Annotated in this window: 4 protein-coding genes; 1 reads left to right on the top strand and 3 read right to left on the bottom strand. The window is 73.1% G+C overall.

Annotation, left to right across the window (positions count from 1 at the left end; translation table 11 throughout):
- Positions 1-34: 34 nt before the first annotated feature.
- Both D7318_RS19565 and D7318_RS19560 read right to left on the bottom strand, forming a co-directional pair.
- Positions 35-4,948: a type I polyketide synthase gene (locus D7318_RS19565; protein WP_408055512.1), complete on the bottom strand. Its 4,914-nt coding sequence runs from the start codon at positions 4,946-4,948 to the stop codon at positions 35-37.
- 275 nt (positions 4,949-5,223) lie between these two features.
- Complete coding sequence (locus D7318_RS19560) at positions 5,224-8,007, bottom strand: AAA family ATPase (protein ID WP_230423906.1); 2,784 nt, start codon at positions 8,005-8,007, stop codon at positions 5,224-5,226.
- A 2,277-nt stretch (positions 8,008-10,284) separates the two neighbouring features.
- Between D7318_RS19560 and D7318_RS19555 the strand changes: the two genes are divergently transcribed.
- The gene (locus D7318_RS19555; RefSeq protein WP_120698421.1) at positions 10,285-10,518 is read left to right on the top strand and encodes a hypothetical protein; all 234 of its coding nucleotides are present in this window, start codon (positions 10,285-10,287) and stop codon (positions 10,516-10,518) included.
- Between the two features lie 141 nt (positions 10,519-10,659).
- On the opposite strand, the gene D7318_RS19550 is transcribed toward D7318_RS19555, so the two are convergent.
- Positions 10,660-11,772, bottom strand: coding sequence for a substrate-binding domain-containing protein (locus D7318_RS19550; protein ID WP_120698484.1), 1,113 nt, complete (start codon positions 11,770-11,772; stop codon positions 10,660-10,662).
- Positions 11,773-11,919: the final 147 nt, after the last annotated feature.

Genomic DNA, 11,919 nt, shown 5'->3' with positions numbered 1-11,919 from the left:
TCCGTGAAAGTCCACGATCAGTGGCGGGGTCCCGTCAGGACAGGCCCAGTTCCTTGTCAAGCACCTCGAACAGCTCATCGTCGGAGGCGGCCACCAGGCCGGTGGCCGACGCGGCGTCCGCGGCCCCGCTCCTGGCGTCCCTGGCCCGCAGCAGCGCCACCTCGAGCCGGGCCGTGACCTTGGCGTGGGCGTCGTCGTCGCTCGGCGCGAGGTCAGCCAACGCGGCCTCGATCCGGTCGAGTTCGGCCAGCAGCGGCGCGGCGGGGTCGGCCTCGGCGGGACGCAGCCCGCGGTGCACGAGATCGGCGATGGCGAGGGGGGTCGGGTGGTCGAAGACCAGGGTCGGGGGCAGCGAGAGGCCGGTCTCGGCGTTGAGCGCGTTGCGCAGCTCCACGGCGCCCAACGACGTGAGGCCGAGCTCGTTGACCGCGCGGTCGGGCGGCACCGCGTCGACGCCCTCGTGCCCCAGGACGCGCGCGACGTGGCCGCGGACCAACTCCAGCAGGAGCCGCTCGCGTTCGGCCTCGGTCAGCCCGGTGAGCCGCCGCTCCAACGACGCGCCGCCCGAGGGCGCGCGCCGGGCCGTGACGCGCACGAGGCCGCCGAACTTGGCGGGGAGCGTCCCCGCCTCGGCCAGCCCGCGCATCACCGCGAGCTCGAACCTGACCGGGAGCGTCACCGGGGGCTGCCCCGGCAGGGTCCCGGCGTCGAGCAGCGCAAGGCCCTCGTCGGGGGCGAGCGGCGGCATGCCCGTGCGGGAGAGGCGGCGCAGCTCGGCCTCGTCGAGGCGGTCGGCCATGCCGCCGACCTCGGTCCAGGGCCCCCAGCCGAGGGAGAGCCCGGCAAGGCCCCGGGCGGCGCGGTGCCGGGCGAGGGCGTCCAACCAGGCGTTCGCGGCAGCGTAGTTGCCCTGCCCGGCGCCGCCGAGCGTGCCAGCGACGGACGAGAAGATGACAAACGCCGAGAGGTCGTGGTCGCGGGTCAGCTCGTGCAGGTGCCACGCGGCGTCCACCTTGGGCCGCATGACCGCGTCGAGGCGTTCGGGTGTCAACGCGCCGATCAGCACGTCGTCCACGACACCGGCCGAGTGCACGACGCCGGTGAGGCGGCGCTCGGCCAGCAGCGCGGCCAGGGCGTCGCGGTCGGCGACATCGCACGCGGCGACCTCGACCGTGGCGCCCAACGCCGTGAGCTCCTCGGCCAGTTCGGCAGCGCCCGGGGCCGCGCTGCCCCGGCGGCTGGTCAACAGCAGGCTTCGCACGCCGTGTTCGGCGACGAGGTGGCGGGCGGTCAGGGCGCCGAGGCCGCTCGTTCCGCCGGTGATCAGGACCGTGCCTTCGGCGTCCCACGACGGGGCGTGGGCGTTGGTCGCCGGGACGCGGGCCAGCCTCGGCACCCGGATCCGGCCGTCGCGCACGGCGATCTCGGGCTCGTCGAGGCGCAGCGCCTCCTCGGGCAGCTCGGCGTCGGCGTCCAGGTCGACCAGGACGAAACGGCCAGGGTGCTCCTCCTCGGCCGAGCGCACCAGGCCCCACGCGGCGGCGTGGCCGAGGTCGGCGCCGTCGGTCGCGCCGCGCGTGACGACCACGAGCCGGGAGTCCGCGGCCCGCTCGTCGGCCAGCCAGTCCTGGATGACGGTGAGCAGCCCGCGGGTGAGCGCGCGGAAGCCCTCGGGCGCGGCGGTGTCGAGCGGAGGGCACGCGTGGACGACGTGCGGGGCGGCCTCGGCGCGGGTGGGCGCGGGGGCGGGGACCCACTCGATGTGGAAGAGGGACTCGCGGCCGCCGGTGTGGGCGCGGACCTCCTCGGCGGTGAGGGGGCGCGTCTCGACGGACTCGGCCGAGAGGGCCGGGCGGCCCTCGCCGTCGAGGCGCACCATGGCGCCGCGCCACGCGTGGGCGAGTGCGGGCCCGCCCTCGGTGGGCAGCCCCGCGGCCTCGGCCGCCGTGGCGAGCACGGCGGCGTAGGCCGTCTCGTCGTCGCGGGGCCAGGAGGTCTTGGCGGCCTCGGAGGGCTCGGCGGTGAGCGCGCCGTCGGCGTGCTTGACCCAGGGCGCGTCGTCGTCGCAGCGCGCGTGCACGCTCAGGGTGCCGTCCTGGGCGACCAGCACGCGCAGCGTGCTGACGTCGTCGGCGTCGGCGAGGACCAGCGGGGCGTGGAGGTCGAGCCGCTCGACCCGGCCGTGGCCGGTCCGCTCGGCGGCGAACAGGGCGAGCTCGACCAACGCCTCCCCCGGCACCACCAGCGCGCCGAAGGCGTCGTGGTCGGCGAGCCAGGGCTGGGAGTCGAGGGCGAGCCGCCCGGTGAACACGGCGCCGCCGTCCTCGGGAAGCTCCACCATGGCGGTCAACAGCGGGTGTTCGACGGCGTCCGCCCCCGCGGCGGCGCCTGGCTGCTTGATGAGCCAGTACCGCTGGCGCTGGAACGGGTAGGTGGGCAGGTCGACGCGGCGGGCGCCGCGCCCGGCGAACACCGCGGCCCAGTCAACCGGAACGCCGGTGGCATACAGCCGCCCGACGCCGGTGAACAGGCTCTCGACCTCGGGGCGTTCACGGCGCAGCGTCGCCGCCATCGTCCCCTCGACGCTCTGCTGCGCCATGGCGGTGAGGATCCCGTCGGGACCGATCTCCAGGAAACGGGTCACCCCCTCACCCGCCAAGTGACGCACGTCGTCGGCGAATCGAACCGCCTCGCGCACATGCCGCACCCAATAGTCCGCCGACGCCACATCCTTGGGAAAACGGATCCTGGGCTCGCGATACACCACGGACTCGGCGACCTTGCGGAAGTCATCGAGCATCGGCTCCATCAACGGTGAATGGAACGCGTGGGAGACCTTCAACCGGCTCGTCTTCCGATCGGCGAAGCGCCCGACCACCGCGTCCACCGCGTCCACCGCACCCGACACCACCACGGACGACGGGCCGTTGACCGCCGCCAGGCCGACGTTGTCACCGAGCAGCGGGGACACCTCATCCTCCGTCGCCTGGACCGCCACCATCGCACCACCCGACGGCAACGCCTGCATCAACCGCCCACGCTCCACCACAAGCCGCGCCGCGTCCTCAAGATCGAAGACACCCGCCACATGCGCCGCCGCCACCTCACCGATCGAATGACCCGCCACGAAGTCCGGACGGATCCCCCACGATTCAACGAGCCGGAACAACGCCACCTCGAGCGCGAAGATCGCGGGCTGGGTGAACCCGGTCCGGTTCAACACCTCCGCGTCCTCGCCCCAGACAACGTCCCTCAGCGGCAGACCCGTTGCCTCGCACACCGCGTCGAACGCCGCCGCGAACACCGGAAACGCCTCATACAACTCCCGCCCCATGCCAAGACGTTGACTCCCCTGCCCCGTGAAGAGAAACGCCACCCTGCCGTCCTCGGCCACGTCCACGATCCGCTCCGGGCCGACGAGCACCGCGCGGTGCTCGAGCGCGGCGCGTCCCGTCGCGGCCGAGAACGCCACATCGAGGGCGTCCCGCTCCACCGAGGCGACACGTCGGATCTGGGCCTCGAGGGCATCCGGGGTCCTGGCCGAGACGACGATCGGCACGACGGGCAGCTCGCGGCGCTCCTCGGGCTCCTCGTCCTCGGCGGGCGGCGCCTCCTCGATGATGACGTGCGCGTTGGTGCCGCTGATCCCGAACGACGACACCGCCGCGCGGCGCGGGCGCCCTTCGACCGTCCACGCGCGCGGCTCGGTCAACAGCCTGATGTTGCCCGCCTCCCAGTCGACCTGGGGCGAGGGGTCATCCGCGTGCAGCGTCCTGGGCAGCACGCCGTGCCGCATCGCGAGGACGACCTTCATGATGCCCGCCACACCCGAAGCGGCCTGCGCGTGCCCCATGTTGGACTTGATCGAGCCGAGCCACAGCGGCTCCTCGCGGTCCTGGCCATAGGTGGCGAGCAGCGCCTGTGCCTCGATCGGGTCGCCCAGGGTCGTTCCCGTGCCATGCGCCTCGACCGCGTCCACATCGGCAGGGGACAGGCCCGCGTTGGCCAACGCCTGCTTGATCACCCGCTGTTGGGCCGGACCGTTGGGGGACGACAGGCCGTTGCTCGCGCCGTCCTGGTTGAGCGCCGTGCCGCGCACCACGGCGAGCACGGGGTGGCCGTTGCGGCGCGCGTCCGACAGGCGCTCCAGAAGGAGAACCCCGGCGCCCTCGGAGCAGCCGACGCCGTCGGCGCCCGCGCCGAACGACTTGCAGCGGCCGTCGAGGGCGAGCCCGCGCTGCTCGCTGAAGTAGACGAACATCTCGGGCGTGGACATCACCGTCACGCCCCCGGCGAGCGCGAGCGTGCAGTCCCCCGAGCGCAGCGAGTGGATCGCCATGTGCAGGGCGACCAGCGACGAGGAGCAGGCCGTGTCCACGGTCACCGCAGGGCCCTCGAGGCCCAGCGTGTAGGCGACGCGGCCCGAGACGATGCTGCCGCCGTTGCTGCCCTTGGCGTAGTCGTGGTACATGAGCCCGGCGAACACGCCCGTCGGGCTGCCCTTCAGCGACAGCGGGTCGATCCCCGCCCGCTCCAGGACCTCCCAGGACACCTCGAGCAGGAGCCGCTGCTGTGGGTCGGTCTCGGCGGCCTCGCGCGGGCTGATGCCGAACAGCTCGGCGTCGAACTCGCCCGCGTCGTGCAGGAATCCGCCCTCGCGGGCCGCGGTCTTGCCCGGCTTGCCCGGCTCGGGGTCGTAGATGCCCTCGGTGTCCCAGCCCCGGTCGGCCGGGAACTCCGACACCGCGTCAACCCCCTCGTCGACCAGCCGCCACAGCCCCTCGGGCGAGTCCACGCCGCCCGGGTACCGGCACGCCATGGCGACGATGGCGATCGGCTCCCGGTCGCGGTGCTCGATCTCGGCGATCCGCCTGCGCGCGGCGCGCAGGTCCGTGGTCGCGCGCTTGAGGTAGTCGAGAAGCTTCTCCTGGTTGCCCACCACAGCCACTCCGGGTAGAGAAGGCGCCGACACAGCGGCGCGCGCTTGTCTCGAACCCTAGGGACGCACACAAAGCGCCCCCAACCCCTGCTCGCCCCTAACGTGCCTGGCCCGGACACTTCTTCACCGCTCGGCAGCGGCCGGGCGCGGCCCCGGGAAAACCCCTGGAAAACCCGAAGTCCGCCTGCCCCGACGGGGGGACGGGACAGGCGGACGTCGCCCCAGCGGGGGGCACATGGGCGGGACGGGCGGAGGGTCGGGGGTCGGGGGTCGGGGCGGAGGGGTCAGACGGTCTCGTAGCTGACGGCCTGTACTTCTTCCAGGAGCTGCTCGCGGTTCCTGATGCCCATCTTCCGGTAGACGCGGGTCAGATGTTGCTCCACGGTGCTGACCGTGATGAACAGCCGGTCGGCGATCTCGCGGTTGGCGTAGCCCTGGGATGCCAGCATGGCCACGCGCCGCTCGGACTTGCTGAGCCCGCCGAAGCCGCCCCGCGCCTCGCGGTCGTCGCCGCGGGACGAGGACGTGCTCTCCCGCGTTCCCACGCTTCTCGGCAGGGGCGAGGGCAGCAGGGCCTGGCACATGGACTCCGCCTGGCAGCTCTTGGCGAGCCGCCACGCCCGCTGCGCGGTCGGCCGCGCCTTGGCCTTCTCGCCGAGCCTCTGGTAGGCCCGGCTGAGATCGGCCAGCACGGCGGCGGCCTCGTAGCGGGCGCCGCTGCTCTCGAGCAGGCGGAACGCGTCCTGGAGGATGGGGGGTTGCTTGGTGGTCGCCTGGACGAGCGCGAACCCGTGCAGGGCCATGCCGCGCGACCGCGTGAGCCCGGTGTCCGGGGTCGAGAGCTGCTTCTCGACGAGCCTGACCGCCCGCTCCCTGTCGCCGAGGCGCAGCCATGTCTCGGCCTCGCCGAGACGCCAGGCCGCGAGCGAGGGCGTGTCGATGTTCCAGCGCCGCATCAGGGCGCCGCAGCCCATGAAGTCGTACAGGGCCATATAGGTGTTGCCGGTCGCGAGGTGGTGGCGGCCGCGCGCGTAGAGGTAGTGCAGGCCCGCGCGGGTCAGGAACAGCTCGGGCGGCGGCTCGGGCGCCAGGTAACGGGCGGCGACCCGGTGGTTGCCCATGGCGGTGTGGGCTTCGACGAGGATCGCCAGCGCCATGGCGCCGCTGACATTCCACCTCGGCCCTGACAGCCGTTCATGGGCTGCCTCCGCCTGACGCACCGCGTCGCCGAGCCGTCCCCGGCGGAGCGAGATCAACGCGCCGACCGTGTCGAGCATCGCCCTCCAGATGGGGGCGTAGTGCCGTTCCTGGTCGGTCACCAGACGCTCGTACCACTCGGCGGCCGCGTCCAGTCGATCCGCGTAGCATAAGGCGAGTAACGCGGCGGGTAAGCCCTTGAGGTTCCACGGCGACCTGCTCTGGCTGCCCTGGAGCACCTGCTCGGCCAGGGCGATCGCGTACTCGTCGGCCCCCCGCTCCAGGACGAGGGCCAGGGCGTGCCGGGCGCGCAGCTCCGATGTGGACGTCGCCGAGGCGGCGGTCGGCGGGAGCGGGCGGCTCAGCCGGTCGAGCACCCCGGGGAACTCCGAGGCCATGAGCAGCCGGGTGCTGTGCAGCGCGGTGGCGGCGTCCTCGTTGCCGTCGTTGAGGTGGTTGACGGCTTCGAGTGCCTCGTCGAAGTCGAGGTGGAAGAGCATGCCGTCGGCGACGCGCAGCGCCTCGCCGCCCTTCAACGTGCCCGCGAGAATGGGGCCCTTGAGCGCGAGGAAGTGCTGGGCCGAGGCGGCGGGCCTCAGCTGCCACTGGGCCGAGGCGTACTGCGCCTTGACCGAGACGCGCTGCGCCTCCTCGGTGCAGCACTCGCGGGCCAGCTCGAGGCAGCGGATGCCGAGCTGCACGTCGCCGTCGGCCAGCGCGTGCCGGGCGGCCTCGCGCAGCACGGGCAGCACCCAGTCCTCGCGCAGGGGGCCCACGTCGAGCAGGTGGCCCGCGACCGCCCGGGGCGAGGCGCCGCTGTCGTAGAGCAGGCGGGCGGCGCGGTGCCGCAGGTCCGTGGCCTCGTCGTGGGGCATCTCGCCGAGGACCGCCTGCTGCACGCCCGCGCGCCTGAACTTGACGCCGTCGAGCACGCCGATGCCGGTGAGCAGCCGGAGGTAACGTTCCACCAGGCCCGTGTCGATGCCGCTGAGCCTGCTCATCAGGAGCGGCGTGGCCGCCCCTTCGAGCAGCGCGACGCACCGGGCGAGGCGGACCGCGCGCGGCCCGAGCCGGTGCAGGCACGCGAGGACCGCCTGGTGGAAGACGTGCCCGGTCGACAGCAGCCCATCGGTGACCGGCTGGGCGGCCTGCCCCTCGCTCTCCCGAGGAACGGCCCCCGCGCCGGGCTCGGGGGCGGCGCGCAGCCTGTGCTCCTCGATGAGCGCCTGGACGAGCAGGGGGTTTCCGCCGCTGAGCGCGTGGGCCTCGGCGACGAACCGGTCGGTGGCGGGCGTCGCGGTGCACCCCTCCGCGAGCTCCCTGATGCCGTCGCGCGTCAGGGGCCCCAGATAGGAACGCCGCACGCTGGCCCGGTAGAGGAGGTCGTGCAGGATGCGGGGCGGCTGCTCGTCCACGGAGACGCCATGCGTGAACACCAGCGCGAGGGGGAGCTGGGTCAGGTGCTGCGCCAGGTAGCTCAGACAGGTGAGGGTCGCCGCGTCGGTGTGCTGGATGTCGTCAACGGTGATCAACATGTGCCGCTTGGCGGCCAGTTCGGCGATGACCCGGTGGGTTCCCCGGGCCACGGCCAACGGGTCGTCCTGGGCGCCGGGCACGGCGGCGCCGGGGAAACGCGCGTCGATCGAATGGAACAGCTGGGCGAGCGCGCCATAGGGGACGTCGCGCTCGTGCGGTGAGCTCACCACGCTGAGGACGGTGCTGCCCGCCGAGACGGCCCGCTCCGCAAGGGCGTTGAGCACGGTGGTCTTGCCCATCGCGGTCGAGCCGCTGACGGCGGCTATGGCGCCGCTGCCTCGCGCGGACCGGATCAGTAGGTCATCGAGTTGTTCGAGGATCTTTGCTCGCTCCACCAACACTGCTGTACTTCCCCCTGTCGGCGTCATCATCACGAAGCCGGCCCGTTTTCCAGCGGTGGCCGGACCAGTCACAGACTCGTCAATCGAGAAGTCCGCTGCATTCTTTGGTCACTATCCGGTGGCAGGGTATTAGCCACCACCCCTAGGGACACCCCCTAGGAGCCCCTAGTCACACCCCCTCGGTCATATCTCGGTAAACGCTACCCGATGGGTGCTGCGAGGGAACACGGTGCCGTGCGACACTCTCCCGCCGCCCCGGTGGGGGATACAACTGCGGGTTCCTCAACACGCTGCATACAATGCGCGTGGCAGTGCGCCGCCGTGCACCGCTCCCGGTGCTCGGGGAGTGGCGGCGGACGCCCCTACGGCCGAGGTGAGGGGCCCCTGGGGCGCGACGGGGCGGTGGCGCGGACGGCCGTTCACCGAAAGCCATCCGGCCGTTATCCCGTCGGTCACGGAATTGCAGCTCATGGTCCTCACGCAATCGGACGTCGAAGTCCGGATACACCTGAGACATATGCTGTTCGACCATGCTTACCGCGCTGTACAGCATGAGTCGGATTTCACGGTCCACACGCCAGAGCGCCATCAATGTGACCGCCTCCATCTCGGGCCCGGCCAAGGACAACTGGCCAACGGTCGGCGCGACGGTGCACCGCCCTGATTTCATGCGAGGCAAAATTCTCGTTCCCATGCGCACGGCCGCCCGACACAAGGGCTTCCGCGGTGGTGCGCGAGAGGGCTCACCGTTCCGCCGGGGGCGGAGATGAATGGCCCGGGCCGTTCGCCCGGCGTTGCTCCGGTGGCGCGCGTCAGCGCGCGGCGGGCATGCGCCGCCCCCGGGGTGAGCCGCGGGGCCGCCGGTCAGCGGCCGCCGCGCTCGCCCGTGGTGACGGGGCGCCAGGCGCGTGTCAACGGGGACATCGCGTCAGGGGACCGGCGCGCGGAAGGCCGGTCCAGGCGCGCAGGCGATCCCGACGGGGGCTCATCGGCCGGTGGTCGCCTCCGCACCGCGCCGCCCCAGCGTCCAGGACGCGCCACCCTCTGGTGGCGCGTCCTCGCCGCTGGCCCGCGCGATCGAGGAGCGGAACCGTCGTGGCGCCGCCGCGTAACCGCTCACAGGAGAGCCGCACCGCCGCGAGCGCCCGGGAGAGGGCGTCGCTCGCCGCTAACTCAGGCCGGCCGTTGACCGGCACCGGGCGGGGCAGCCCGGAAGCGTGGAGCCGTACCTCATGTCCCATGAGACCTCGTCCCCTTCGCCTGGATGTCACCTGGATGTCGTCCGGACTCAGACCGGTGTCCTGCGGCTCGGCTCGGACGTCCAGGGAGCGACGCCCGGAATGGCCTATTTCGATTCGAACACGCCATGCGGTCCCGCGCTGCGACGGCCCGCGGTCCGAACCAGGTTCGACGGTAACGGCATTTACACGGCCCGCACCACCCCGCCCCATTGCGGGGGTTCGGGGCTCGGGTGAACGCGCCAACCGACACGTGGCATCGGCGCGGTCCCGCGGGTGGCGACGCCCCACCGTGCGCGTTCGCGAACCTCCGCCGTCCCGCCGACCAGCCGAGGCGGGGCGGGATTCGCGGTGGCGACGCGTCCGGGGCTCACCCTCGGCCCGCCGAACCCTCGCGGGGGCCGCGGATCCCGGGCCCGAACGGCGCGCCCGTTTCCGGCTCGATCTGCCCCATTCACCGCCCGAATCGGGCAGAGACCCCCTCCGACAGGCGCGAATCCGGCCTCGCGGGCGCCGGAATATGCCATGTCGCGCCCCAACGCCGCTGGTCAGCGGCGCGCCATCGCCCGGGCCTGACGCGCACATGTGACACGTATCTCATCGGCAACGCCCTGTCGCGACGCCGCGGGTACGGGCGCCGAAACCCGTGCGTAGCCTGCGACTTCGCGCGGAAACGTGGGCGTAACCCACGACTGGGGCGGGTGCGCGCTCGCGCGCCCCCGCGCGCCGTGCGATGGTCAAGTACACCACCGTGAACGGGCAACCGCCCACCCCGGGGCGGCGATGGCCCGGGTCGGCGGGCGTTCCCCCGGGGGGACGCGCACCCGGGCCCCAGGGGGGACGGACAGGGCCTTTTCGGCCTGGCATGGACCGGGTGCGGCGGTGTGGCGCGGGCTGACGCGCCCTCACATTTCCTCCACGGAAAACCAGCAAAACGTGGCGCGCGACGGTCGGGAGCAGTAGCGTCGTGTCAGGGCAGGGCGGGCAAGGGGGCGGAGCGTTGGCGGCACATCGCGGGAAGCGTTCTCCAGGGGTGGCGACGGCTCTCGGCGCGGCGTTCATCGGCGGCAGCGCGGCGGTCGTGGCGGCGTTCATCAGTGGCGCGTTCACCGCGTCGGGCGACGAGGGCGAGGGATCGCCCACGCCCACCCCCCACGCGGACACGACGGCCGAGCCGTCGCCGACCCCGACGGCCCTGTCGCGGCAGGCGACATCCGACGACGCCACGGGCCCCCTCGACGGCTCCTACACCGTGCGCCTCCGCTAGGTCCCGGACCCCCGCCGATGTGTGCGGCGGTCTCCACATCCATGTGAAGAATCCGTGTGCGCGAGGGAGCGAGGGCCACGACGCCCGCTCGGATCGTGGGCCGTCGGGGTCCTCCGTCGTGACGGCGGAGGGCCCAGCGCGTCAACGGCCGTGTGCCGCCTCGTAGTCCGCCTGGCCGCCGCAGGACTCGCGGACCTCCAGGGTCGGCCAGAGCTGCACCCGGTGCACCGGGCGGCGCTCGACCTCCGTGACGCGGGCCAGGGCCAGCTCGGCGGCCACCCTCCCCAGGCGGTGCTTCTGCGGGCGCACGGCGGTCAGCGGCGGGTCGGACGTGGCGGCGACCTCGTCGTCGTAGGAGACGACGGCCATCTCGCCCGGCACGGAGATGCCCAGGTCCCTGGCGCGTTCCACCATGCCGATGGCCTCCCGGTCGGAGTGCACGAGCAGCGCGGTCGCGCCCCGCTCGCGGCAGCGCCGCAGCACGTGGTCGTACGCGGCGGCCCACCCGGGGGTGCCATAGCTGGCGACCTCGAACTGCCACTCCTCGGGCTGCGGCAGGCCGAGCTCGGCCATGGTCCCGGTCCAGCCCCGGCGCAGCGCCCGGCTGGTGGGGCTCTGCCGGGACAGGACGAGCGCGATCGAGCGGTGCCCGAGGGTCACCAGGTGCCGCACGGCGAGCCCCGCGCCGATGGCGTGCGCGGTGGTGGCGGCGTCCAGGGCCAACGTCGGCAGCTCGGGTGGGGGTTCGCGCTCCACCAGGACCACGGGCACCGGCAGGGTGGCGAGCCAGCGCAGCAGGTCGAGGCCGTAGGTGCCCGTGACCACGGGGGCGACGAGCAGCGTGCGCGTCCCGCGTTCGAGCAGGGCGGTGATCTGCCGCCGGTCCTCGCCCGGCTCGTAGCTGGAGACGCGCATCACCAGGCGGCCCCCCGCGGCGTTCACCGCGGTCTGCGCGCCCTGGATCACCTGCGGCCAGTAGTACTCCACGGAGGGCACCACCATGCCGAGCAGGACACCGGCGGCCGTCGGCCCGAACGGCGTGCGGCGCTCCTCGTGTTCGGCCGCGCCGCGGTGCGGCAGGGTGACGCCGCCGTGCACGCGCCGCAGCAGGCCCCGGTCGGCCAGCGCGGTGACGTCACGGCGCACCGTGACCGCGGAGACGCCCAGGCGTTCGACGAGCTCGCCGAGCCGCACCGTTCCCCGCTGGCGCACCGTGGCCAGGATGCGCTCCTGGCGCTCCGAGGGAAGGAACACGGCCACCCCCCTTTCGCTAGCCTCGGGCTTTCATGGGGTGGGCCGTCCGAAGGGTGATCGAAAACGCGAGAAGTGCTCCTGACCTGGGACGATAGGACTTGTCGAGGGTCCAGATCGTGCCGTGGAAAGAAGCACTTCTCAGGTGAA

Origin of the sequence: Streptomyces radicis (assembly GCF_003626575.1) — a bacterium.
In the GTDB taxonomy this organism is placed as follows: Bacteria; Actinomycetota; Actinomycetes; order Streptomycetales; family Streptomycetaceae; genus Streptomyces; species Streptomyces radicis.
This window is presented reverse-complemented; position numbering and strand designations above follow the sequence as displayed.